This window comes from Sediminibacillus halophilus, assembly GCF_900103695.1.
Lineage (GTDB): Bacteria > Bacillota > Bacilli > Bacillales > Amphibacillaceae > Sediminibacillus > Sediminibacillus halophilus.
In genome coordinates this window covers 49,330-75,272 of sequence record NZ_FNHF01000009.1, presented here as the reverse complement: position 1 = coordinate 75,272, position 25,943 = coordinate 49,330, and the positions used below count along the sequence as shown (strand labels likewise).

General features: G+C 42.1%; 25 protein-coding genes. 24 read left to right on the top strand and 1 reads right to left on the bottom strand.

Features of this window, described 5'->3' with window-relative positions:
* Positions 1 to 361: 361 nt before the first annotated feature.
* From rpsU to BLR82_RS19630, 24 genes are all read left to right on the top strand, one after another.
* Positions 362 to 535 (top strand): 30S ribosomal protein S21, encoded by a 174-nt coding sequence (gene rpsU, locus BLR82_RS19745; protein WP_067837072.1) that lies wholly within the window; start codon positions 362 to 364, stop codon positions 533 to 535.
* A gap of 21 nt (positions 536 to 556) precedes the next feature.
* Positions 557 to 1,003, top strand: a complete 447-nt coding sequence (locus BLR82_RS19740; RefSeq protein WP_074601151.1) for a GatB/YqeY domain-containing protein — start codon at positions 557 to 559, stop codon at positions 1,001 to 1,003.
* A 303-nt stretch (positions 1,004 to 1,306) separates the two neighbouring features.
* Positions 1,307 to 2,623, top strand: coding sequence for an NfeD family protein (locus tag BLR82_RS19735; protein WP_074601156.1), 1,317 nt, complete (start codon positions 1,307 to 1,309; stop codon positions 2,621 to 2,623).
* Positions 2,623 to 3,612 carry a flotillin-like protein FloA gene (gene floA / locus BLR82_RS19730; RefSeq protein ID WP_074601150.1) on the top strand — a complete coding sequence of 330 codons (990 nt, stop codon included), beginning with the start codon at positions 2,623 to 2,625 and terminating at the stop codon, positions 3,610 to 3,612. The genes BLR82_RS19735 and floA overlap by 1 nt, the downstream gene beginning before the upstream one ends.
* A 30-nt stretch (positions 3,613 to 3,642) precedes the next feature.
* Positions 3,643 to 4,167 (top strand): hypothetical protein, encoded by a 525-nt coding sequence (locus BLR82_RS19725; protein ID WP_074601149.1) that lies wholly within the window; start codon positions 3,643 to 3,645, stop codon positions 4,165 to 4,167.
* Between the two features lie 250 nt (positions 4,168 to 4,417).
* Complete coding sequence (gene yqfC / locus BLR82_RS19720; RefSeq protein ID WP_074601148.1) at positions 4,418 to 4,699, top strand: sporulation protein YqfC; 282 nt, start codon at positions 4,418 to 4,420, stop codon at positions 4,697 to 4,699.
* 27 nt (positions 4,700 to 4,726) lie between these two features.
* Positions 4,727 to 5,950 carry a sporulation protein YqfD gene (gene yqfD, locus BLR82_RS19715; RefSeq protein WP_074601147.1) on the top strand — a complete coding sequence of 408 codons (1,224 nt, stop codon included), beginning with the start codon at positions 4,727 to 4,729 and terminating at the stop codon, positions 5,948 to 5,950.
* Positions 5,951 to 5,952: 2 nt separating this feature from the next.
* Positions 5,953 to 6,909, top strand: a complete 957-nt coding sequence (locus BLR82_RS19710; protein ID WP_074601146.1) for a PhoH family protein — start codon at positions 5,953 to 5,955, stop codon at positions 6,907 to 6,909.
* An 82-nt stretch (positions 6,910 to 6,991) separates the two neighbouring features.
* Positions 6,992 to 9,139 carry an HD family phosphohydrolase gene (locus BLR82_RS19705; protein WP_074601145.1) on the top strand — a complete coding sequence of 716 codons (2,148 nt, stop codon included), beginning with the start codon at positions 6,992 to 6,994 and terminating at the stop codon, positions 9,137 to 9,139.
* Positions 9,139 to 9,606 carry an rRNA maturation RNase YbeY gene (gene ybeY / locus BLR82_RS19700; protein ID WP_074601144.1) on the top strand — a complete coding sequence of 156 codons (468 nt, stop codon included), beginning with the start codon at positions 9,139 to 9,141 and terminating at the stop codon, positions 9,604 to 9,606. The genes BLR82_RS19705 and ybeY overlap by 1 nt, the downstream gene beginning before the upstream one ends.
* Positions 9,581 to 9,958 carry a diacylglycerol kinase family protein gene (locus tag BLR82_RS19695; protein WP_074601143.1) on the top strand — a complete coding sequence of 126 codons (378 nt, stop codon included), beginning with the start codon at positions 9,581 to 9,583 and terminating at the stop codon, positions 9,956 to 9,958. Before ybeY ends, BLR82_RS19695 begins: the two co-directional genes overlap by 26 nt.
* A gap of 519 nt (positions 9,959 to 10,477) precedes the next feature.
* On the top strand, positions 10,478 to 11,383 hold the full coding sequence (era, locus tag BLR82_RS19690) for a GTPase Era (RefSeq protein WP_074601142.1): 906 nt from the start codon (positions 10,478 to 10,480) through the stop codon (positions 11,381 to 11,383).
* Between the two features lie 377 nt (positions 11,384 to 11,760).
* Positions 11,761 to 11,910, top strand: a complete 150-nt coding sequence (locus tag BLR82_RS19685; protein ID WP_074601141.1) for a YqzL family protein — start codon at positions 11,761 to 11,763, stop codon at positions 11,908 to 11,910.
* Positions 11,911 to 11,999: 89 nt separating this feature from the next.
* Positions 12,000 to 12,743 carry a DNA repair protein RecO gene (recO, locus tag BLR82_RS19680; protein ID WP_074601140.1) on the top strand — a complete coding sequence of 248 codons (744 nt, stop codon included), beginning with the start codon at positions 12,000 to 12,002 and terminating at the stop codon, positions 12,741 to 12,743.
* Positions 12,744 to 13,049: 306 nt separating this feature from the next.
* Positions 13,050 to 13,940: a glycine--tRNA ligase subunit alpha gene (gene glyQ / locus BLR82_RS19675; RefSeq protein WP_074601139.1), complete on the top strand. Its 891-nt coding sequence runs from the start codon at positions 13,050 to 13,052 to the stop codon at positions 13,938 to 13,940.
* Positions 13,927 to 16,014 (top strand): glycine--tRNA ligase subunit beta, encoded by a 2,088-nt coding sequence (gene glyS / locus BLR82_RS19670; protein WP_074601138.1) that lies wholly within the window; start codon positions 13,927 to 13,929, stop codon positions 16,012 to 16,014. Before glyQ ends, glyS begins: the two co-directional genes overlap by 14 nt.
* Positions 16,015 to 16,091: 77 nt before the next feature.
* The gene (ccpN, locus tag BLR82_RS19665) at positions 16,092 to 16,730 is read left to right on the top strand and encodes a transcriptional regulator CcpN (RefSeq protein ID WP_074601137.1); all 639 of its coding nucleotides are present in this window, start codon (positions 16,092 to 16,094) and stop codon (positions 16,728 to 16,730) included.
* 3 nt (positions 16,731 to 16,733) lie between these two features.
* Positions 16,734 to 17,558, top strand: coding sequence for a pyruvate, water dikinase regulatory protein (locus tag BLR82_RS19660; RefSeq protein WP_074601136.1), 825 nt, complete (start codon positions 16,734 to 16,736; stop codon positions 17,556 to 17,558).
* A gap of 875 nt (positions 17,559 to 18,433) precedes the next feature.
* On the top strand, positions 18,434 to 20,257 hold the full coding sequence (gene dnaG / locus BLR82_RS19655) for a DNA primase (protein WP_074601135.1): 1,824 nt from the start codon (positions 18,434 to 18,436) through the stop codon (positions 20,255 to 20,257).
* Positions 20,258 to 20,288: 31 nt separating this feature from the next.
* On the top strand, positions 20,289 to 21,410 hold the full coding sequence (gene rpoD, locus BLR82_RS19650) for an RNA polymerase sigma factor RpoD (RefSeq protein ID WP_053219143.1): 1,122 nt from the start codon (positions 20,289 to 20,291) through the stop codon (positions 21,408 to 21,410).
* A gap of 187 nt (positions 21,411 to 21,597) precedes the next feature.
* Positions 21,598 to 22,125 (top strand): hypothetical protein, encoded by a 528-nt coding sequence (locus tag BLR82_RS19645; protein ID WP_074601134.1) that lies wholly within the window; start codon positions 21,598 to 21,600, stop codon positions 22,123 to 22,125.
* Positions 22,126 to 22,229: 104 nt separating this feature from the next.
* Entirely contained in the window at positions 22,230 to 22,619 is a 390-nt protein-coding gene (gene cccA / locus BLR82_RS19640) for a cytochrome c550 (protein WP_074601133.1), read from the top strand.
* A gap of 214 nt (positions 22,620 to 22,833) precedes the next feature.
* The gene (locus BLR82_RS19635; protein ID WP_074601132.1) at positions 22,834 to 23,526 is read left to right on the top strand and encodes a tRNA (adenine(22)-N(1))-methyltransferase; all 693 of its coding nucleotides are present in this window, start codon (positions 22,834 to 22,836) and stop codon (positions 23,524 to 23,526) included.
* Between the two features lie 5 nt (positions 23,527 to 23,531).
* Positions 23,532 to 24,644 carry a Nif3-like dinuclear metal center hexameric protein gene (locus BLR82_RS19630; protein ID WP_074601155.1) on the top strand — a complete coding sequence of 371 codons (1,113 nt, stop codon included), beginning with the start codon at positions 23,532 to 23,534 and terminating at the stop codon, positions 24,642 to 24,644.
* 148 nt (positions 24,645 to 24,792) lie between these two features.
* Here the strand turns inward: BLR82_RS19630 and BLR82_RS19625 are convergent, their stop codons facing one another.
* Entirely contained in the window at positions 24,793 to 25,740 is a 948-nt protein-coding gene (locus tag BLR82_RS19625; protein WP_074601131.1) for a 4-hydroxy-3-methylbut-2-enyl diphosphate reductase, read from the bottom strand.
* Between the last annotated feature and the right edge of the window lie 203 nt (positions 25,741 to 25,943).

Below are 25,943 nucleotides of genomic sequence, written 5' to 3'. Positions count from 1 at the left end.
AGCTGAAGATCCACTTGGGAAAGCGGTTTTCTTTACCAAGTTAGCTGAAGCCGTGCCCGCGGAAAGCGAAGTATGCTGCCGAAGCGGTGGTTAACGCGCTTTTGAATAGGCAATGGACTTCCTATTACAGTTGCTGAGTAGTTTATATCAACTACGGCATACAACGAGTTTCGGAGTGTTTGAGGAGCGTGTTAAATGAATAAAAGAATGGCCGCAGAGAAAGTAATAAAGATTTTATTAGTAATTGCTTGTGAAATGAGTTGACCGGGAATTGGCAATATATTATAATTGTCGGGAGACATATGTGAGGTTACATATGTCCCAGAAACCTGTTGTATGCTTCGGAGGGAGGGAAAATAGCATGTCAAACACAACTCGCGTTCGTAAAAACGAGTCTCTTGAAGATGCTCTTCGTCGCTTCAAACGCAGTGTATCTAAAAGTGGTACATTGTCTGAATACCGCAAGCGTGAATTTTATGAAAAACCTAGTGTGCGCCGCAAGAAAAAATCTGAGGCTGCTAGAAAGCGTAAGTAACAAAGAGGGTGTAGAAGAGATATGTCATTAGTTGAACGTCTGAACCAGGACATGAAGCAGGCGATGAAAAACAAGGATAAACAAGCCTTGAGTGTCATTCGCATGGTGAAAGCTTCTTTACAGAATGAAGCGATCAAACTTGGTAAAGACGAATTATCTGAAGAAGAAGAACTAACTGTTTTATCCAGAGAGTTAAAACAGCGAAAAGATTCCCTCCAAGAATTTAAAGAAGCTGGACGCGATGATCTTGCGGAAAAACTTGAAGATGAAATAAAAGTTTTACAAGCATATATGCCGAAACAGCTTACAGAAGAAGAACTTGAACAAATTGTTCAAGAAACGATCCAGGAAGTTGGCGCAACTTCCAAAAAGGATATGGGCAGCGTGATGAGTGCCGTTATGCCTAAAGTGAAAGGGCAGGCTGATGGTTCACAAGTGAATCGCCTTGTCCAAAAGCATTTGTCTTAATTAAATTAAACAAGTGAGCGCTAAAAGGAGAAGTGGTTTTCGCCAATTATGGCGGGAACCGCTTCTTTTATGTAGGAAGAAGGATCTCATTTTGACGGACTGCTGCTGTTTTTCTAATTAGCAAAGCTTTTTCTTATGAATTTATCGCGATGAGTAAATACTAACATTAGAAAATGTATGTTAAACTGAAAAAAAGTTTTGAAACTTAAATGTGTAGTAGTCCGTATACATAACGTACCGATAGAAAGGAGGGGATAGCACGTGGGCAGAAAGTTAACCGTTCTCTTTGCCGTGTTCTTGGGCATGATAGCGGGTTTGGTTGGATCTTTCCTCACTCCAACACCGATTCACGCAGCTGACGGCGATGGAAAGCTGGTGTATGTCATACCGGTTGAAAAGGAAGTAGAGCGGGGGCTGGAAGCTTTTTTAAAAAGAACTACACAGGAAGCAGTCGAAGAGAATGCCGACCATATTATTTTTGAAATAGATACTCCAGGTGGACGAGTCGATGCGGCGGGACAGATTGCTGAATTGTTGCAGGATTTAGAAATAGAGACTACGGCATTTATTACCAATGAAGCTTTATCTGCAGGTTCATACATAGCATTGAACACCGACAATATTTACATGAAGCCTCATGCAACAATGGGAGCGAGCGGTGTTATAAACTCAGACGGTACTGCTGCTGATAAAAAAGCACAGTCAGCATGGATTTCGGCTATGAAGAGCGCTGCTGCTTCTAAGGATAGGGATCCTTTGTATGCAGAAGCGATGGCAAATCCTTCTGTTGATTTACCAGAGTATGGCGCGCCGGAAGGAGAATTTTTAACCTTGGAACCTACAACAGCTGTAGAGGTTGGTTATGCAGAAGCTATTGTTAACCACCGTACAGAACTGTTGGCTGAGCTAAACCTGCAAGATGCTGAAATTATTGAAACAAATACGACACTTGCAGAGGAAATCGCCAGGTTCTTAACGAACCCTGTTGTGGTACCAATATTGTTGTCACTTGCGAGTATTGGTTTAATCGTGGAGTTATATTCTCCGGGATTCGGAATTCCGGGGTCAATTGGTTTGTTGTCCCTTGTATTATTTTTCTACGGACATATTGTGGCCGGCCTTGCAGGCTATGAAGCGGTTATCTTGCTTGTGTTGGGAATCATTATGATCATTGCTGAAATTTTTGTGCCGGGAGGAATACTTGGTATTCTCGGAATCGGTGCAGTAGTCGCTGCCTTGTTCATGTCTTCTGCAGACATGGGGCATATGGCCATGAGCATTGCTATCGCCTTGCTTTCATCGATTGTCGTTTCTGTTGTTTTGTTTAAAACAATCGGACTGGAAAAAGGCTTCTTTAAAAATATTATTCTGAAGGAAGCAACGACTACGGAACAAGGCTATGTGTCTTCAGTCAGCAGGTTGGATTTAATCGGCCTGGAAGGCAGAGCGGTGACGATGCTGCGGCCTTCGGGAACGGCTGTGTTCGGGGAAGAACGACTTGATGTAGTCACAGAAGGTGCTTTTGTCGAGAAGGACACTCCTATCAAGATTGTTAAAACGGAAGGTTCAAGAATAGTAGTAAGGAAAATAAATCATAACATGAAACAGGAGGATGTATAATGGATGTTCAAAGTTTATTACCGATCATTGTAATCGGGTTAATTGTTATAGCAGTTGCTGTTTTATTTACCTTTATTCCGGTGATGCTCTGGATTAGTGCCCTAGCTGCTGGTGTCAGGGTCAGTATTTTCACGCTGGTTGGAATGCGTTTGAGAAGGGTTGTTCCTTCCAGGGTAATCAACCCGCTGATCAAGGCTCATAAAGCTGGACTTGGTGTTAATACAAATCAGTTAGAGAGTCACTATTTGGCAGGAGGTAACGTCGATCGAGTAGTCAATGCTTTGATAGCTGCACAGCGCGCCAACATTGAATTGACTTTCGAGCGGGCTGCAGCAATCGACCTGGCTGGCCGGGATGTGCTGGAAGCAGTACAAATGAGTGTTAATCCGAAAGTAATAGAAACACCGTTCATTGCTGGTATTGCAATGGATGGAATCGAGGTTAAAGCAAAAGCAAGGATCACCGTGCGGGCCAATATCGACCGACTTGTCGGTGGAGCTGGTGAGGATACAGTGATCGCCCGTGTTGGCGAAGGGATTGTTAGTACGATTGGTAGCTCGGACAGTCACACGAAAGTTTTGGAAAATCCGGATTCCATTTCCCATAATGTCTTATCCAAAGGGCTGGATGCAGGAACAGCTTTTGAAATTTTATCGATTGACATTGCTGATATCGATATCGGTAAAAATATCGGGGCTACCCTTTCCACTGATCAGGCAGAAGCAGATAAAAATATTGCACAGGCTAAAGCAGAAGAACGTCGTGCAATGGCTGTTGCTCAAGAACAGGAAATGCTGGCAAGGGTACAGGAAATGCGGGCCAAAGTCGTCGAGGCGGAAGCAGACGTACCGCTTGCGCTTGCTGAGGCACTTCGATCAGGCAATATGGGCGTGATGGACTATATGAATTATAAGAACATCAATGCCGACACAGACATGCGTGATACGATAGGCAAGCTTTCCCAAGAAGAAAATGATGAGGATCAATAAAAGAGGCCGAGTTCAAGAGGAGGTTGATCGATGGAGGATTTAATAGGATTAATCATCCCGCTTTTGGCCGTTGTCGGATGGCTGTTTGGCATGTTCAAAAATGAAGAAGAGGAACAGAAGGGCGGGAAACCTACCCGGCCTTATCGGCCAACCTCTGCTCCTTCCCGTCAACAGCAAAGCAACACAAATCATGCACCAACAAGTGCTAATGGTGAGACGGAAACACATACAAAACCTGCAGTTGGTCCGTCCAAGACCCAAACGTACTATGAGAAAAAGAAGGCGAAGCTGGCAGAAACGAAGCCAGCTACACAGCGTTCAAATGAGGAAGTTTTTTCTTATCATCTGGATCCTATACAGAAGGAAGAACGGCCGAGACAGGTTGATAAGAGAGCCCAAGATCAGGCTGCCAAAAAAGGAGTACAGTCAAACAAGAAGCTTTCCATCCGCAGGAATCTATCTAAAAAAGGGATTGCAGAGAGCTTTGTAATGGCTGAGGTGCTCGGACAGCCACGGGCTCACCGTCCTTATCAAAGAAGACGGCGAGCGAAGTGAAAAATCCCCCTTTGTCAGTTATGGACAAAGGGGGATTTTTAAGTTTCTGGAGGTCCTCCCCCTTTCTCTACTTAAGCATGGGTAAGAGCCTGAACTTTTTACACACAAACAGTTGGATTCGTTCACAACATAATTATAAATTATATTGTTCCCCGGTTTCTGCATTCCTTCCATGCTTTAACCGGGGTTATTTTGCAGTTCTTATCTCCCGGGTTCATTCATACATATGATGTGAGAGGGGGCATCCTGGGTGAACAAATGGAAACAGCGCATCGAGAATATACTCACGCAGCACCTTGAACTTCCTTCCGATGTTATCCTCGAACTTCCGAGAATTACGACCATCGGTCAAATCCATGCTTATATCGAAAATCATAAAGGACTCATTCTGTTTTCGGAATCAGAGCTTCGTTTACGTATGAAAGACGGATACCTCCGGATAACTGGAGAAAATTTTGTGCTGAAGATGATGCTGCCGGAGGAGATCCTGCTTGAAGGGAAAATTAAGGAGCTGGCTTTCATCGAGGGGTGACCGGATAGCCGGCGGAGGGGGGCATTGATGAAGCACACTCAAGCTATATTTTTCACTGGATCTGTTAAGATAAAAGTGACCGGACACCACCCAGAGTTATTTTTCGGTCTGTGCGCAAGAGAAGGAATAACTGTTTGGAATGTGATAAAAATAAATGAAACGCAATGTATCGGCAATGTAAGATTAAGCGATATTTCCACGATAAAAAGATTGCGCAGGCAAACGGTTTATAAGCTGTCTTTTCTTTCACGGAAGGGTTTTCCATTTTTGATACAGCGCGTTTTGCATAAAAAACCATTTGTGGCAGGGTTACTTTTGAGTATCTTGTTTGTCACGTTTCTCTCCAACATTGTCTGGGACATAGAGGTGGAAAATGTCCCACCAGAAGTAGAAGCTAAAATTATCGAAAAATTGGACGAGTATGGCATTCACCCAGGGGCAGTAAAGTTTACTATCGGAACACCAGGTGATATTCAGCAACGATTGCTGGATGATTTGCCTGAATTGCTGTGGGTGGGTGTGACAGAAAAGGGGACAACCTATCAGTTGGAAGCAGTCGAGAAAACGATTGTCGAAGAACCCGAACAATCTGGTCCGCGAAATCTTGTTGCTGCAAAAAAAGGTGTAATCGTTGATATGTTTGTCGCTAAGGGGCTCCCTTTAGTCGAAGTAAATGATTTCGTTACTCCTGGACAGGTATTGGTGTCCGGCAACTTGAATGAAAATCAAGGAGAACAAGAGGATGACGAAGAAAAGCAGGATAAGCCCAAAAACTTCGTGGCAGCTGAAGGGGAAGTGATTGCAGAGACTTGGTATGAGGTCGAAACCACTGTACCACTAAAGGCAAATTACCAAACCCTAACCGGAGAGAATGAAACGAAATTTAAACTTCAAATCGGGAAAATGAAAATTCCTGTTTGGGGTTTTAAAAAGGTCGATTATGAACAGGTATATAAAGAAACTACAAGGAAACCATTATACTTTTTACATTGGACTCTGCCTATTTCGATCGTAGAGGAGCAATGGAATGAACAAGCGCCATACAACGAAAAACGAAGCAGGAAAAAAGTCAGAAGTGAAGCCGTAAAGCAAGCAACGAAACAGCTTCAGACTGAACTTGGAAAGGATGCGGAAATCGCCTTTCAAAAAGTTTTGCACGAACGTATTGAGAGTGGTAAAGTTAAGTTAACCCTTTATTTCAAAGCTAAGGAAGATATAACAAAAAACCAACCAATATCTCAAGGAGATTGATTATGCCTGAAGATTTAAAAACGATCGATTTACAACTCGAGAATCCAAACGAAGCACTTACTTTGTTTGGAACGGAAGATAGACACCTAAAACAAATCGAACAACATCTGAATGTATCGATTGTCACGCGAGGAGAACAGGTCAGCGTATCCGGCACTCCGGAAGATATACAGCTTATTGAGGAAATTCTACTTGCATTGCTTCATATCGTCCGGAAAGGGCTAACCATTACAGAACGAGATGTGGTTTATGCTGTCGATCTCGCAAAAAAAGGTAAAATAGATCAATTTGAAACGTTGTTTGAAGATGAAATCACTAAAAATGCCAAAGGAAAATCTATTAGGGTCAAAACGTTAGGACAACGTAATTATGTCAATGCAATTAAATCCAATGACCTCGTATTCGGCATTGGACCTGCAGGAACTGGTAAGACTTATTTGGCAGTTGTTATGGCTGTGACAGCTCTTAAAAAAGGTCTGGTCAAAAAAATTATTTTAACCAGACCTGCAGTGGAAGCAGGCGAAAGTCTCGGTTTCTTGCCAGGTGACTTGAAAGAAAAAGTTGATCCTTATTTAAGACCACTCTATGACGCCTTGCACGATGTTCTCGGCAACGAGCATACGCTTCGGCTGATTGAAAGAGGCACCATTGAAATTGCTCCTCTTGCCTATATGAGAGGCAGGACATTGGACGATGCTTTTGTCATTCTTGATGAAGCACAAAATACCACACCTGCCCAAATGAAAATGTTCCTAACCAGACTTGGTTTTGGCTCAAAAATGGTAATAACCGGTGATATCACCCAAGTCGATCTTCCTATGGGTGTCACATCCGGCTTGAAAGCTGTCGAAGCCAGGTTGTCGTCGATCAAAGGGATTTCGTTTATGTATTTAAAACAGTCCGATGTAGTCCGTCATCCACTGGTACAGAAAATAATCGATGCATATGAGGAAGAGTAAGTATTACTTTCGTGATTTAAGACCCGCTCTCCAGGGTCTTATTTCTGTATAAACCGCTCTTTTTCAAAAATGAGGTGAAGGAATGAAGCATTACTGGAAACGGTTTAAACAATTACCGGTTTATCAGAACAAATGGCTGAAAATTAGTTTGGCAGTTTTGCTTTTGTGCATTTTTTTCTTTTTTATCACGCTTTCTAATGTATACACCGAGACATACAATATTGAACGGTTCAATGAAGCCAAAGAAACTATCCGTTCTCCTTTGTCTATTGAAAACAAAAAAGAGACAGAGCGTGAAAGAAGAGAAGCGATTCAGGCAGTGGAAGACAGGTATGAAATATCATCGGAAATCACCCAGGAACGGGCAGGATATGTCAATGAATTGTTTGAAGCAATCGACAAGCTCGAAGAGGAAGAAAAGGCTTCGAAGGCTAGTGATAAGGAAGATCCCCCTGCTGCTACTGATACGGAAAAAGCGCAAAAACTGCAGCAAATCATTTCACCGAAATTGAGCGAGGCACTTGACAGGGAAGAATTAGTTGCATTAATCAATGCAAGTTCTGAAAAGCGATCACTGGCTAAAGAATTACTGACCACCTCTATTTATGAAGTAATGAATGACGGCGTAACAACGGAAACAGTAGAAAACGCTGTGAAAAGTGTAAATGAGAAGCTTGAATATTCCAGTTTAAGTGATGATATGAAAGAAGTTCTTTACATACTCAGCGATTTTGCCATAGTGGAAAATTCGTTTTACGATGCGGAAAAAACAGTGGAAGCGCAAAAACATGCTTCAAACAATGTGGAACCAGTCATGATTCGGGCTGGTGAAATCATAGTAACCGAAGGCCAGACAATCACCAATGAAATTTATGAGCAATTGAAATTGGTCGGTCTGTTGAATGATGATCGAAATGTATATCCACTGATCGGTCTTATCTTGCTGATTTTTTTGATCGGAGGTATCATCGCTTACGAGATGCATATCCATTCCAAAAAACGGGAATTGGATGTAAGAAAGATTGCATCCATTATTTTAATCAGTGTGTTGATGGTATCTTTAATGAAAGTGGCAAGTGTTTTCACGGATTCAGTCAATCAACTATTCTTTCTGGTTCCTGCAGCCACAGGTGCCATGTTGTTGAAAATATTGCTCGATGAACGTCTGGCGTTGGCAATGTCGATTCTATACAGCATCCTTGCGAGTCTTATTTTCAATGCTGAGATACCCGGGTCGCTAAACATGGAAGCGGGAGTCTATCTGCTGTTTTCTCAATTGGCGGGCATCATTTTCCTGGCCAGTCTGAAGGATCGTATCGCTATTCTGAAAGCAGGAATAGGAATTACACTGGTACACATACTTACGGTACTATTATTTTTATTTCTTTCTTTTGAAAAATATGCTATCGCGGATATTTTTACGTTTAGCGGATATGGGATTGTCGCTGCATTCCTTTCATCTGTTTTAACTATTGGCCTGCTGCCATTTTTTGAAACCGGACTGGGGATATTGTCAGATACAAAACTGCTTACCTTATCTAATCCGAACCATCCTCTACTGCGTAAAATATTGATTGAGGCACCAGGAACTTATCATCACAGTGTCATGGTGGCTAATCTAAGTGAAACGGCCTGCGAAGCAGCTGGAGCCAATGGACTTCTGGCGAGAGTGGCTGCCTATTATCACGATTTAGGGAAAACAGAACAACCGCATTATTTCATTGAAAACCAAATGGGTATCACCAATCCCCATGACATGCTGCAGCCAAAGCAAAGCGCCGAGATTATTATCAACCATCCATATGCAGGGGCTCATCTTCTACGGAAACACAGGTTGCCTAAAGAGATTGTAGATATCGCTGAACAGCATCACGGAAAAAGTCTTTTACAGTTTTTTTACCATAAAGCAAAAGAACAGAACAAGCAGGTCAAAGAATCGGATTATCGGTATCCTGGTCCTCTACCGCAAACAAAGGAGGCGGCAATCGTTTGTGTATGTGATTCGGTTGAAGCAGCTGTACGCTCCTTGAAAGAGCCGACAAACGAAAAAATAGAAGATATCGTCACCTCAATTATTCATCATAAGCTAATGGATGGACAGTTGAATGATGCACCGTTAACATTCAAGGAGCTAGAGAAAATCCGTAAAGCGATTTGTGAAACGCTTAATGGTATTTTCCATTCCAGGATACAGTACCCGACAGATCAAGAAGTGAAGGAGGCAAATTAATGCATATCGATTTTCATGATCAAACAAACAAAGTAGAAGAAGATACCACGGATCTGATTCAGCAGCTTTTAACTTTCGCTGCAGAAAAGGAAGAAATAACGGATGAATCGGAGGTTTCCGTTAATTTTGTCGATAATGGGGAGATTCAAATCATCAATCGCAATTATCGGCAACAGGACAAGCCGACAGATGTGATTTCCTTCGCCATGCAGGAAGAGGGCGAAGGAGAACTGAAAGTAATCGGAGAAGATATCCCGTTAGTCCTTGGTGACATCGTGATATCTGTCGATAAGGCTGCCGAACAGGCAGAAGAATATGGACATTCCATTCAACGGGAGTTTGGTTTTTTAGCCTTACATGGATTCTTACACCTTCTCGGCTATGATCATATACAAAAAGAAGACGAGCGAAAAATGTTCCAGCGACAAGAGGAAATTTTAAATGCGTTCGGACTTGAAAGGAAATAAACGGAAGCGGACAGTCGGTTTCGCTTTTGCCGTGCGGGGATGGAAATATGCTTGGAAAGAGCGAAATTTGCGAATTCAGGTTGGTGTAGGAGCTACAGCCTTAGTGCTGGGAGCCTGTTTCCGGATCACTGTAATCGAATGGCTTATTCTCGTTATGGTGATTGGCATGGTTATTGCTATGGAAATGATCAATACTGCGGTCGAACGGCTGCTTGATTATTTAGCTCCGGAATTCCATCCCAACGCGGGTGCTATTAAGGATATTGCTGCTGGTTCCGTTCTGGCAGTGGCTGTTGTAGCTGCGGTAGCAGGCGCAATTATTTTCCTTCCGAGAATCGCACTTCTGTTTTGACAGCCAACGCCCGGCCCCTTATCAGGCGGCCGGCTTTTTCTATATAACAAATTATTAACGAAAAGATCCACTTTTGCCTGGTTTACTACGGATTAGATCTGTAATGAGTCTTTTCTGTCATTGGATAGACAAATGCACTGCGAAAATACAGTGTGCTTTCCGTGGATGTTCCTGGGTGAAGCCCTCCCCACGGAAAGAGGGTAATTTTCTCAGCGTTTGATTGGCACAATTCTATAATGAATGGCAGGGAAGACTCATTCCTGTTATGGCCCTGGTCATACCAATATACCTAACATTCTTTGTGTGAAAATCCTCTCTAAGAATGATAGTAGGGAAGAGTTTGTATAGACTAAACTCAGATAAATAATTTATGTAGATTTTTCGGTTTTCTTTTATGTTGTTTTTGTATTACAACTTTTTTAGAGAGGTTTTGTCGAATCCATGAAAGGGGTAAATTTTTATAGTAAAATAGAAGAAAACCATAGGATGAAAAAAGCAATAAACGATGGAGGATACAACATGGAAGCAGCTTACAAATCAGGATTTATATCAATAATCGGCAGGCCGAACGTCGGAAAATCGACGTTTATGAATCGAGTGATCGGACAAAAAATTGCAATTATGAGCGATAAACCGCAAACTACACGGAATAAAATCCAAGGGGTTTTAACAGAAAAGGATGCCCAAATGGTTTTTATCGACACCCCTGGAATCCACAAACCAAAGCACAAGCTTGGTGATTTTATGGTGAAAGTCGCAGAAAATACGCTAAACGAAGTAGATGCGGTAATGTTCATGATCAATGCGGAAGAAGGATACGGAAGAGGTGACCAGTTCATTCTGGATCGCTTGCAGAATGTCTCCAATCCTGTTTTTTTAATCATCAATAAAATTGATCAGGTACATCCCGATGACCTGCTCCCGCTAATCGATGAGTATAAAGACAGATATGATTTTGAGGAAATCATCCCGATTTCTGCATTGGAAGGCAACAATGTTGATCACTTGCTTCACGTTTTAAAATCCCATTTACCGGAAGGGCCGCAATATTATCCGGAGGATCAAATCACTGATCATCCGGAACGTTTCATTATCAGTGAATTGATAAGAGAAAAAGCTCTTCAGCTGACTAGAGAAGAAATTCCCCACTCTATTGCAGTTGTAATTGACAATATAGAGGTAAGGGAAAAAGGCGGAAGCGTTTTTATACAAGCTACAGTTGTAACCGAGAGAAAATCACAAAAGGGAATCATTATTGGCAAACAGGGCTCAATGCTCAAGGAAATCGGAAAACGCGCGAGACAGGATATAGAAGCATTGCTGGGAACCAAGATATACTTAGAGCTATGGGTAAAAGTACAAAAGGATTGGCGCAACAGGCCTAGTCAATTGACGGAGTATGGATTTAGCAGTGAAGAATATTGAGTCCAAGACGGTAATCAGCCGATGAAAAGGCATTTTCTTATCATACATGGTAAATATTTTAACTCATGTATCAAAAAGAGAAGGTCATCCTAGAAGTGTGGGGGTAGCCGCCGATAATTCTTCGACCGTTAGCAACTGGTATTAACCTTTAAGACCGTGAAGGCTGGATGTGCGAGTGTATAAACGAATACATGAGGAAACCGAAAAGCAAAACGAACGAAGAAATACGCAGTACTTTTTTACCGGATTTTTTGAACTTCCAATCTAAAAAGTTCAAAAAAGGACAAAAAGGAACAATTAGTTCGAGGCAGTTTTGAACTTCCTATAAAGTATGATTTTTCATATGGATAACAGTTTATAGAAAGGTGGGGTTTCTTGTGCTCGACTTTCCTTGGAAAATATTCAGTCAAACAGGAAACATTGAAACCTATTTACTGATGAAAGAAATGGAATCTTACTATGATGAAGAATCGTCTGCTACCCCAAACTATAAAGAAGAACTGCAAGAACTGGATCGAAACTTATAAGCGACTGCCGCGCCGCCAAATCGAAACAGGCGGCGCCTTCTTAGTTATACGAAAAGCCTGGTTTTTTTGAAAGGGATTGGTGAATTGTTTTGTTTGAGAAAACAGAGGGCATCATCCTGCGGACGCAGGATTACGGGGAAACGCATAAAATCGTGACTATATTGACGCCATCTCACGGGAAAATCGGTGTGGTTGCAAGGGGAGCAAAAAAGCCGAAAAGCAGGATGGCTGCTATCACGCAACCGTTTATACATGGTCAATTCTTAATACAGACAGGGAGAAGTCTCGGTACACTTCAACAAGGGGAAGTGCTTTCTTCCTTTCGGGCAATAAGGGAGGATATTGTTAAAACCGCATACGCAACTTATCTTGCCGAACTGACTGATAAGTTGGTAGAAACGAATAATTATGATCCTTTTTTATTTCAACAGCTGGATCAAACGTTGACCTGGATTGCCGAAGGGAAAGATGCGGAAATACTGACCATAATATATGAATTGAAAATCTACCAGCGTGCAGGTTTCGCGCCTGAGCTGCAACAATGTGTCAGTTGCGGAAACCCTGAAGGACCATATGCTTTTTCAACTGCAGAAGGCGGATACCTTTGTCCGCGTTGCCGTCATATCGATGAGTATGCGGTATCCTTGCCAGGAAACCTGTCGAGAATACTTTCGATGTTTATCCCAATAGATATAGAACGAATCGGGAATATTTCGATTAAACCAGAAAACAAGCAGCTGCTGAAAAAACTTATGGAGGAATATTATGAGCAGTATGGCGGTTATCATATCAAGTCAAAAAAGTTTTTAGACCAGCTGGACTTATTGAAATAGCAATTTGATTGACAAAACGGATAAAATTCAGTAAGGTTAAATCAAAATTTACATATTGCGTTGATGGTAAGTAGTACTTGGACTTTTTTCTAAAAGCGAATCCAGGACAGTGGGAGCTGGAGTAGAAAATACCGGGGAAGGCGTACCAGAGCAATCGACTGAAAGTGGCTTTTCCGTTAACCGGAAAGCAAGTAGGGTGGAACCGCGGATATTCCCGTCCCTATGCCTTGAACAGGCGTAGGGACGGTTTTTTGTCGTGACATAGAACCCACTTAAGTGTCAAATCATAATCGGAGGAATGAGCAAATGAATATTCAGCAAATGATCCTAACTTTGCAAAAGCATTGGTCAGATCAAAACTGCATTCTAATGCAGGCGTATGACGTAGAGAAAGGAGCTGGGACAATGTCGCCGATGACATTGTTGCGCAGCCTTGGACCAGAACCTTGGAATGTTGCTTATGTAGAACCGTCCCGCCGGCCGGCAGACGGCAGATATGGTCAGAATCCCAATCGGCTGTATCAGCATCATCAATTTCAAGTGATCATGAAACCTTCTCCAGATAACATTCAAGAATTATATCTGGATTCTTTGCGGGCGCTGGGCATTGATCCACTACAGCATGATATCCGGTTTGTTGAAGACAACTGGGAAAATCCCACTCTTGGTGCTGCCGGACTTGGTTGGGAAGTGTGGCTGGATGGGATGGAAATCACCCAATTCACTTACTTTCAGCAAATCGGTGGACTGGAAGCAAAGCCGGTTTCGGTTGAATTGACTTATGGAATTGAACGACTTGCCTCTTATATACAAGACAAAGAAAATGTGTTTGATTTAGAATGGACGGATGGAGTAACTGTTTCCGATATCTTTCTCCAACCTGAATATGAACATTCCAAATACACATTTGAAGAGTCTGATACAGACATGCTGTTTGATTTGTTTGCGACTTATGAGAAGGAAGCAAAGCGAACAATGGAGCAAGGGCTTGTATTCCCGGCTTATGACTATGTATTGAAGTGCTCCCACACCTTTAATCTCCTGGATGCCAAAGGAGTCATTTCCGTTACCGAAAGAACAGGGTACATCTCACGGGTGAGAAATCTAGCGCGGGAAATAGCCAAAATTTATGTAGAAGAGCGTGAACGACTAGGGTTCCCTATGTTGAAGGAGGCGGCAAACAATGACAACAACTAATATATTATTCGAAATAGGGCTGGAAGAAATGCCGGCTCGTTTTCTCGATGATGCACAGAAACAATTGCATGAAAAGACAACCGCCTGGCTGGATGAATTGCGGGTTCCTTATCAAGGTATCGAAGTATATGTAACACCGCGGCGGCTGGCTGTCATTATCAAGGACGCTGCTGAAAAACAACCGGATATCGAGGAAGAAGCAAAAGGTCCCGCGAAAAGCATTGCACTAGATGAAAATGGCGAGTGGACAAAGGCAGCGGTTGGATTTTCCCGGGGGCAGGGAAAAACAGTAAAAGATATTTATACAAAAGAAGTAAATGGAACCGAATATATTTTTGTAAGCAAATTTATTGAAGGTAGAAAGACACTTGATTTGTTGCAGGGATTCAAAGACGTCGTGTTAAAGATGAACTTTCCTAAAAGTATGCGGTGGAGTGATTTGAATCTTCGTTATGTGAGGCCGATCCGTTGGATTACTGCTTTGTTTGGGAGCGAAATCGTTCCCTTGGAAATTGCAGGTGTAGCAGCATCAAACAAAACATATGGACATCGTTTTCTCGGCGAATCGATTGAATTATCATCTGCTGATAAGTATCGTAATAAACTAAAAGAGCAGTATGTAATTGTGGACCCTTCCGAGAGGGAAGAGAAAATCCGGAGTCAAATTGAACAATTGCAACAAAAGAAAAACTGGAAGGTCCCGGTTGATTCCAATCTACTAGATGAAGTAAAGCATTTAGTTGAATATCCTACTGTTTTTTCTGGTTCTTTTGATGAAGAATTTCTTGAAATCCCTGAAGAGGCACTGATTACCTCCATGAAAGAACACCAGCGCTATTTTCCAGTGCGAGATAGCAAAGGCAGCTTGCTACCCAACTTTGTCGCTGTAAGAAATGGGAATAGCGATTTTATAGAAACGGTTGCACGTGGTAATGAAAAAGTGTTAAGAGCTAGACTTTCCGATGCAAGATTCTTTTTTGAAGAAGACAAGAAGCAATCCATTGCAAGGAATGTTAAGAAATTGGAAAAGATGGTATTTCAAGAAAAGCTGGGAACCATTGCGGATAAAGTGGGCCGGGTGACTCAATTAACCGGACAAATAAGTGATTTGATTAATATGGATGCTGTAGTACGAAAACAGGCAGTTCGAGCAGCTGAAATTTCAAAGTTTGATTTAGTTACCAACATGGTCAACGAGTTTACAGAACTCCAAGGCATAATGGGAGAAAAATACGCCCGTTTGTTCGGTGAAAACGAACAAACAGCTAAAGCAATAAACGAGCACTATATGCCACGGCATGCAGGAGATGCTCTCCCTGCTTCAACAGAAGGTGCTCTTGTAAGTGTTGCCGATAAATTGGATACCATTATTGGATGTATTTCTGTCGGTATAATTCCTAGTGGTTCTCAGGATCCATATGGATTGAGACGACAGGCTATCGGCGTGCTGCAAATCTTGAAAAGTCAAAAATGGCAAGTAAAACTTGAGGAGTTGCTCGAGAAAACTTATCAGCAGTTTGAAGCTAAGGGAATTCCAACCAGAAGTAAACAAGAGATAATGGAAGATTTGTCTGAATTCTTTACTCACCGGGCTGGTTATATCATGAAGGAAGCAGGAATCGATCAGGATGTTATCGAAGCAGTCCTTCATGCTGGTATAGGTATTTTTCACTTCACTTTCGATAAAGCTCTTGTTTTGGCAGATAAAAGACAGGATGAATCCTTCAAACCTGCACAAGAAGGATTGGGTCGTGTACTGAATTTGGCAGGTAAGGCAGGGACGGAAGAAGTCAAAAAAGAATTGTTCGAAAATGCTACGGAAACGGAATTGAATGCAGCAGTAGAGCGAATGTTGCCTGGCTATCAGCAGACTTTAGAGCAACAAAAGGCAAACAAAGCTATTGAGATGTTGGCTGAATTGGCAGACCCAATCCATGCTTTTTTCGATCACACCATGGTAATGGCGAAAGATGAGAACCTGAGAAGTAACCGGCTTGCATTGTTGAATAAAATAGCTGCGATGGTTTATCAATACGCGGACCTGTCAAAAGTGCAGTGGAAGCAGCAATTCTGATGGATTCGGTTTATATATGTGGTACCTGTCTATAATGAGAGAAAATATGTGGTTTATGCCGAGAAGGTGGTGAAAGGATGGAACTTTCCAATCGTCAACAGCAGATTATTGAGATTGTAAAAAAACATGGTCCGATTACTGGGGAGAATATTGCGGAAAAACTCCAATTGACAAGAGCCACACTCCGGCCAGATTTATCCGTCCTCACCATGTCCGGCTTTTTGGATGCCCGTCCGAGAGTAGGGTATTTTTTCACTGGGAAAACCGGTTTTGAATTACTTTCTGAAAAACTGAAAGAAGTGAAAGTCCGGGACTTCCAATCGATACCTATTGTGATTAAAGAAAATGACTCGGTATACGATGCCATCAGCAAAATGTTTCTGGAGGATGTCGGCACGTTGTTCGTTGTGGACGATCAATCTCTTTTGACGGGCGTTGTTTCCCGAAAGGACTTGTTGCGGGCCAGTCTCGGTAACCAGGAATTAACCAGTCTTCCAGTTCATATCATCATGACAAGAATGCCAAATGTAACGATTTGCAGAAAAGATGATTATCTAATCGGAGCAGCAAAGCAACTGATCAATAAACAAATCGACGGCCTTCCAGTGGTAGAAGATACAGAAAAAGGTTTACAGGTTATCGGCCGTATTACCAAAACGAATATGACAAAAGCATTAGTGGAATTCACCAGTAATGATAACTTGCAGGGAGGTTAGACGATGACGAAACCCTTTGTATATATTGTTTCAGACTCGGTCGGAGAGACAGCGGAATTAGTGGTCAAGGCAGCTCTCAGTCAGTTTGATAACAGTGGAGAGTACCATCTTCATCGTGTGCCTTATGTTGAAAATCTGGAGATACTTGATGAAACCATCAAACAGGCGGAGGAAAAAGGGGCAATAATCGGTTTTACCTTGGTAAATCCAACTTTTCGCAGGCACCTTTTGGAGGAATCTTATACACGAAAGATTGAATGCATTGATATCATGGGGCCGCTAATTGATGCCATGGAAAAAGTTTATCGAAAAAAACCACGGCTCGAGCCTGGATTGGTTCATAAATTGGATGAAGATTACTTTAAGCGGGTAGAAGCGATAGAATTTGCTGTGCGGTATGACGATGGAAGAGATCCGAGGGGGATATCGAAAGCGGATATCGTATTGATTGGTGTCTCCCGGACTTCAAAAACGCCCCTTTCACAATACCTTGCACACAAACGGCTTAAGGTTGCCAATGTACCGATCGTACCAGAAGTGAATCCTCCGGAAGAATTGTTTCAAGTAGATCCCAATCGTTGTATTGGTTTGAAAATCAGTCCTGAAAAATTAAACGACATCCGGAAGGAACGATTGAAGGCTCTTGGACTGGGAGACCAGGCCAGCTATGCTAATCGTGAACGAATTTTGCAAGAGCTTGATCATTTTGAAAAAGTGGTGGAAAGAATCGGTTGTCATGTGATAAATGTCTCGAATAAGGCGGTAGAAGAAACGGCCAATGTTATTCTGAATATAAGAAAGCAATTACTATTGAATGGAAAACCGTGATTGATAAGCTTTGTGTAAGAAGCCCCTTGCCCAGGTTAAAAATAGCAGGGGTTCGGTATGCACTCATCCGCCAACAGCTATAATAGAAAAAACTTTTCGCTAATATCGCTGCTTATTGATGCCTTTTTACTATTGATACAATCTGCGAATTAACTTTCGCATCTCCTGCCTCCTATTGTCGTTGAAAAGAAAACACGTAGGGTGAAGCTGTGAATTCCAGTGGGAGGGTAACAATATGAGGATCCCAACAGCTGGCGTTTTACCTGCAGTAGGCTGAAGCGTTCTTCAGGAAAGCGAGTGTTTTTCCACAGCGCCGAATCATCACTCGTTTTATTCGGGTAGTAGTGGATGCACACAGGTAAATGAACGCTATGTTGCAGATTAAAATTTTTGGGCAAAAGCGAGGCTTCTAGAGTATCGTTATAAGGAAAAATATTAGCATTTTCTTTTTTTTTGTATTATAATTATTTTTTGTGAAAAAATGTTTCTATAATGTCTTTCCCTGTTGGACATGTTTAAATGATGAGGATATTAAAATCTGAAAAATAAAAACATAGGAAAAAGGAAGGATTATTCGAATTCATGTAGAATAAAAAACTAGCTGTTTTCTTTTTCATGTCGAAATAAAGGATACATTTATCTTTTCATTTTTACCATTTCTTATTCAATTATTTAGGGTAGAGAAAGTATTGGTTTGACCCTTCTATGCAAAGGTTACATTATTATGTAAGATCAGGACGAGAAGCAGGTCCTGGGAGTGAGAACGTTTTGTTTTTGGTAAGGCAAGTGAATCAGTTATTTTTTTAAAAAAGATTGTCGAATTTTGCAGGGTTTTCTTAGTCTTTATAGAATAAACGTAGAGCATGGTGATTCTAATGAATGGTCAAATCCCTGAAGAAACGATAGAAGAAATAAGGAAATCCAATGATATCGTGGATATCGTGGGAGAATATGTCCAGTTGAAAAAGCAGGGCAGAAATTATTTTGGTTTATGCCCATTTCATGGGGAAAAGACACCGTCTTTCTCCGTGACACAGGACAAACAGATATTTCATTGCTTCGGCTGCCATAAAGGCGGGAATGTTGTTACGTTTGTAATGGAGATGGAAGGCTTCAGTTTTTTTGAGGCATTAAAGCATTTGGCTGAGAAAAGCGGCCATACTCTGCCAGAAAGCTACCAGCCTGTGAACCAAAACCAGCAGGTAAGCCAAGAAAGTCAGGATGTGCTCAATGCTTATGAATGGCTGACGAAACTCTATCATCATTTGTTGCGTCACACGAAAGAAGGTAAGACTGGCTATCAGTATTTAATCGATAGAGGATTCACTGATGAGGTGATAGATACTTTTCAGTTAGGTTTTTCACCAAACTCCAAGGAGTTTATTGTTCAGTTCCTGGAGAAGAAAGGGTTTCATCCTCAGACCATGGTGAAGGCGGGACTTCTCTCAATGAATGACCAACAGGAAGTCTCTGACAGGTTTAGAGGAAGGGTTGTTTTTCCTATACGCAATCATCTTGGGAAAACGGTTGGATTTGGAGGAAGATCAATAAATAATCAGGAACCCAAATATTTGAATAGCCCAGAATCGGAGCTGTTTCATAAAGGAAGGCTTTTATATAACTTCGATTTAGCCAGAAGCCACATCCGTAAACAAGAAGAAGCAGTATTGTTTGAAGGGTATGCAGATGTGATATCGGCTTATGCGGCTGGAGTCACAAATGGCGTAGCTACCTTGGGTACTGCCATTACAGAAGCACAGGCCAAACTGCTGCGCCGATATGTGGATACAGTGGTTATTTGTTATGATGCGGATGATGCGGGAGTACAGGCATCTTACAAAGCTGCCAAGGTTCTGAAAAAGGCGGGCTGTACAGTAAAGGTAGCAAGCATGCCAAACGGAATGGACCCCGACGAATTTGTTCAACAAAATGGAGCGGAGCGCTTTCGGAAAGAGGTAGTCGATGTAAGCGATACGTATATGTCCTTCCTGATGCGATTTTTAAAAAAAGATTATAATCTAAATCTGGAAGGAGATCGCATACAATATGTTGAAAGTGTACTTGATGAAGTCGCACTGATCGACCGACCTGTGGAACGGGAGCATTATTTGAAAGAATTAGCAAATGAATTTGAATTATCTATGGATACTTTGACTCAGGAGATAATGGCTAGAAGGCAAAAGATAGGTCCCGGGCAGGATAAGATGGTGCAGAAGAGCAATACTAGTATGGCGAAAGCACCGTACAGTCAAAAGAAATTACTTCCCGCTTACCATAATGCGGAGAAGCAGTTGATTGCTTATATGCTAAACGATAGAACGATTGCTGAAAAAGTGAAAGAAGAACTAGGCGGATCGTTTAACGTTGAGCAGCATCAAATCATTGTGACCTATTTATATGCTTTTTATGAAGAAGGGAACGGGCCAGATGTCAGTCTGTTTGTGGAAAGACTTCCAGACCCGTCTATCCAAAGTTTAGTTGTCCAAATTGCAATGATGCCTATCCATCAGGATATCAGCGATAGGGAGATTAATGATTACATTCGTCTCATACGTGTGGAACACAGCGACGAAGCAGCTATTAAATCTCTGAAAGCGGAGCAAAAGCTGGCAGAAAAACAAAATGATCATGTAAAGGCTGCCCAGATAGCTATGCAGATTCTTGAGATTAGAAAGCAACTGAAAAATTCAATTCATTGATATAGAAGTAAGTCTGGAAGGAGGGGGACTCATGGCAGATAACAAGCCATCACGTTCTAAAGAAAATGAAAATGAGCTAACCCTGGAGCAAGCGAAGGACCAGTTACTTGAACTGGGAAAAAAGCGCGGGGTGCTAGCATACGAAGAAGTTGCAGAGCGTTTGTCCAACTTTGAGTTGGAATCAGAGCAGATGGACGAGTTTTATGAGTACCTGAATGAGCAAGGGGTAGAAGTAATTGGTGACTCTGAAGAGGATCCGAGCATGCAGCAGCTTTCAAAAGAAGAGGAATTCGATTTAAATGATTTGAGCGTACCATTGGGTATAAAAATCAATGATCCGGTCAGGATGTATTTGAAAGAGATCGGACGAGTTGATTTGCTTTCTGCCACAGAAGAAATTAACTTGGCAAAGCGGATTGAAGAAGGCGAGGAAGAGGCCAAAAGAAGACTGGCTGAAGCAAACCTCCGACTTGTTGTAAGTATTGCAAAGCGTTATGTCGGCCGCGGAATGCTGTTTCTTGATTTGATCCAGGAAGGTAATATGGGCTTGATCAAAGCGGTTGAAAAATTTGATTATCGAAAAGGGTATAAATTCAGCACCTATGCCACCTGGTGGATTCGCCAGGCGATAACACGAGCAATTGCGGACCAGGCGAGGACGATCCGGATACCGGTGCATATGGTTGAAACCATCAATAAGTTGATTCGTGTACAGCGTCAGCTTTTGCAAGATCTGGGCAGAGAACCAATACCGGAAGAAATTGCGAAAGAAATGGAATTAACACCTGATAAAGTCCGGGAAATTTTGAAAATAGCACAGGAGCCTGTGTCCCTCGAAACACCGATTGGTGAAGAGGACGATTCTCATCTAGGCGACTTCATTGAGGACCAGGAAGCTACTTCTCCTTCCGACCATGCAGCATATGAATTGTTGAAGGAACAATTGGAAGATGTACTGGACACGTTGACAGATCGCGAAGAAAACGTATTGCGGCTTCGCTTCGGTTTGGATGATGGTCGAACCAGAACACTCGAAGAAGTAGGAAAAGTATTTGGTGTGACTAGGGAACGTATTAGACAAATTGAAGCGAAAGCCCTTCGCAAGTTACGCCATCCAAGCCGGAGCAAGCGGTTAAAGGATTTCCTTGAGTAAAAATCCGTTCATGCGAACTGTTTGGAGCTCAACTAAGTCATTGTGCGTACGTACAATGACTTTGATTTTGCTTCAAAGGGTTTAAAAACGCTAAATCGGTTAGGCAGTTCATGCCCGCCATGGATCTTCCTCTATAACAGGAACTGTTTGCCGACTGGTATTACAGGAAATCGGATGGGGGAGTAGGATGGCTATTGAGAAAAAAGAAATCATTATTAGAGAAATTCAGCAATGGAAGCAGAGCAGGCTTTTACCAGGTGAATATTGTGACTTTTTACTGGCTCTCTATTCTCAAGGAGAGGGGATCGATGAGCATATAAAACCTTCCCTGAACCTGAAGCTTGTGTTTCTGCTCTTTTCTAATATTTTGTTGTTACCGCTAACATATCTTGTAATCAATTTTACTGAATTCCCAGACAGATTGCAAATGTTCCTTGCATTTATTTTTCTACTGCTTTCCATTGCATGTTACCGAGTGTTTTCAAAAATAAAGGCTGTAAAAATACCTGTTGCAAAGCTCGTTATACTGGGTATTCTACTGATCATTACTATGGATATGGTGGAAATGTTGACAAAAACTCCCTGGATTACCGCAATAGCGATTTTGCTTCAATTGGCAGGTTGGTCGATCGCCGGCTATAAACAGAAAGATAAATACTTGTTTGGGGCAGGAATGATTGGTACGATTATGGTAATATACTATGTGATTATATAAAAATTTCTTGTCATTTCCCTTTTCTCTTGTCACATTTTCAAGTAAAATATAGATAGTTTGGTCTGTAAAGACAAGTTTGGGGATTACATAAGGAGGATAAAGACATGAAAAGAAACCCAGTTATCCCTTTTGCAATTATCGCAGTGTTGGGAATACTTACAATGATTGTTCTATCTGTAGTCGGTCTGAATCAATATGAGGACATTCAACAAGCTGGTGAAGAGGGTAGTCAGCAGGAGGAGTCTGGAGAAGGCGGCGGTGAGGAAGCGGCTTCCGATGATCCGGAGGCAATCTTCCAGAATAATTGTGCTTCATGTCACGGAGGCGACTTGTCTGGAGGTGCCGGTCCTAATCTGCAGGAAGTTGGAGGCAGATATTCCAAGGATGAAATACATGAAATTATCATGAACGGTACTGATGGAGGAATGCCAGCCGGTCTTGTAAGTGACAGTGAGGCAGATTTGCTTGCTCAATGGTTATCTGAACACAAGTAATATTTAAAAGAAAGCTTTCTGTCGCCGGAAAGCTTTCTTTTTTAAATACAAGCTACGAAGTGCCGTCTAGTCACGGCGTTCGACTTCCTCCTGGTCTTCACCAAGATCGCAGTGTGGCGTTAACTTGCCACGCAGTGGCTTGGCTTAACAGAAGGAAGCCAAAGCGCTTTTTCTTAGACAAGAATCCGGTGAAAAGAAAAAGGAGTTAATAGTAATGAATGAGAGACTGGTGTCTAATCGCTTACAATGTGTTGCATCCTTTTTACCAAAAGGGGCTTTATTTGCTGATATTGGTTCTGACCATGCATACTTACCTGTATATGTCTGTCATTTGGACAAACAAGCAACTGCTATTGCAGGTGAAATAAACGAAGGACCATACCAGAGTGCCAAAAGCACAGTCGTTGAAGAAGGGCTGACGGACAGGATAGAAGTGCGTAAAGGCGATGGCCTTGCGGTTATATCTGCCAATGAAGTCAACCAAGTGGTAATTGCAGGTATGGGGGGCAGTTTGATTTCTGCGATTTTGCAGGAAGGGAAAGAAAAACTGGCAGGAGTGGGACAAATTATTGCTCAACCCAATGTGGAAGCACGGGCTGTCAGGGTTTGGCTTCAGGACAATGGCTACCGACTGAATGGGGAAGCGATTCTTGAAGAAGCAGGTCACCGTTATGAAGTAATTTCAGCTATTTCTTCAGACATCACATATTCAATGACAGAAACGGAATTGCTGCTTGGCCCTTATTTAATGAAAGAAAAATCGGACCCTTTCCAAAGAAAGTGGAAATTGGAAATAGAAAAACGGGAAAGGGTACTAAAACAGATGAAAAAGGCGAAGTCACCGGATGAAAAAAAGATGGAAACTTTCCGTCATGAAATAGAACTTATTAAGGAGGTTTTAACTTGACTCAAATGCAAGTATCCGGAAGGCAAATAATTGATGCTTTTGAAGCATGGGCGCCTCCTGGACTAGCCTACAAGTGGGATAATGTCGGATTGCAAGTAGGCACGTTGGACAAACCCGTCAAAAAAGTGATGATAACATTGGACGTCCTTGAAACAGTCGCTGAAGAGGCAGCTGAAGCGAACGTCGATTTGATCATTGCCCATCATCCTTTATTGTTTAAATCGTTAAAACAAATCGATACAATGACCCCTAAGGGACGGACGATTACTAAATTGATCGAAAATGGAATCACTGTCTATGCCGCTCATACCAACTTGGATATAACTAGAGGCGGTGTTAGTGATATTCTGTCCGAGCGACTGGGGATACGTGAGACAACTGTCCTAGTCCCGTCCGAGCAAGACGAACTTATAAAACTTGCGGTTTATGTTCCTGATGACTATACAGAGAAGGTTAGAGTAGCGATTGGAAATCAAGGAGCAGGTCATATCGGAGACTATAGTCATTGCAGTTTCCGGGTAAAAGGAGAAGGGACTTTTAAGCCGTTGGATGGAACACAGCCATTTATCGGTTCCAAAGGAGAATTGGCACGTGTGGAGGAAGACAGATTGGAGACAATCATTCCGAAAAGTAAACTGTCTCGGGTGTTGGCTGCAATAGAAACTGCCCATCCATATGAAGAACCTGCATATGATCTTTATCCACTGAAAAATAAAGGAGAAGAAATCGGTGTCGGGCGTATTGGAGAATTACAAGAAAGCATGACGCTGCGTGAATTAGGTGAACTGGTAAAAGAACGCTATCAGGTTCCCAGCTTAAGAATCGTCGGGAATCTAGACGAAGAGGTAAAGCGGGTCGCGGTTTTAGGCGGAAGTGGCGAAGACTATATTGATCAAGCATATCAACAGCGGGCTGACGTATTTATAACCGGTGACCTCAGTTTCCATGAAGCACAGGATGCCTGGCAGATGGGATTGAAGCTCATTGATCCGGGACACCATGTAGAAAAGTTCATGAAACAATCTGTTCAATCTTTTTTACAGCAGAAATTCGATAAATTCTCTGCTCCCGAAGTGATCATTTCCGAGACAAATACCGAACCGTTTCAATTTATGTGAATAGAATCTATCGAAAACTATAGTTTCTTTATTCCATGGCACTAGGTGAAAAGGATGCCTTTCTCCTGCAGGAGGCAGAATTCAAAGTATCATTATATTTTGTCCATTACAAAACCGCGAAGAAAATATTTCTTCGCGGTTTTTTTCTTTATGCTTTTTTCTTCGCTTTGACTTTCGGAAGAATTTTACTTTGTTCTACTTTGGATTGAAGATCCCAATCTCCCTGTGCCGCATCAAAATTTTCGATGAAGCGAATCACTTCTTTCGTGATCGGAGTCGGGGTAGAAGCGCCGGCGGTTACTGCTACCTTGTTGACTCCTTCCAACCATTCAAGCTTGATTTCCGAAACATCTGCAATTCGGTACGCAGTAGTTCCTGCAATTTCCTGTGAAACTTGAGCCAGACGATTGGAATTGTTACTGCGTGGATCTCCGACAACAAGCGTCAGGTCTGCTTCTTTTGCCTGTTCAGCTACTGCTTCTTGACGTACCTGTGTTGCCATGCAAATCTCTTGTACCATTTCCGTTTGTGGATATTTTTCTTTTACCTTTTGCATAACATCATATACATCCCATTGACTCATCGTGGTTTGGTTGGTAACGATCAGTTTCTCGTTATCCAAATGCAGTTTTTCTACATCCTCTTCCGTCTGCACTAAATGGACTTTTCCAGGGGCAACCCCCATGGCACCTTCGGGTTCTGGATGACCTTTTTTCCCAATATAAACTACTTCGTAACCTTCTTTTACTTTCTCACGTATCAGGTCATGCGTCCGGGTGACATCGGGACAAGTGGCATCCAATACTGTCAATCCCTTCGCTTCCGCTCTTTTTTTAACTTCCGGTGAAACGCCGTGAGCGGTGAAAACCACCGTACCCTCTTCAATTCCTTCCAGAAGCTCTCCCCTGTTTTTTCCATCGAGGGTAATGACTCCCTCGCTTTCAAAGGCTTTGGTAACATGAGAATTATGCACGATCATTCCCAATATATAAATAGGTCTTGGCAGATTCGGATCCTTAACCGCATTCTGAGCTATGACCATTGCGTCCACTACTCCATAACAATAACCGCGCGGAGCTATTTTAATTACTTCCATGATTACGGTTCCCCCTCTAATATATATCTTCACTACTTTTTGTTTTCAGGGCATCAGTTTCATTATAAAGGTAAAACTACAATATGACAAAAATATTCATTAGTTACAACACTTACTGAAAGTATTTCTTTTTGGTCGCCATACAAGAGGCTGTGTGGATCTGTGAAGGATTACCGTGCAAAATACCTCTTTCTCCACTATAA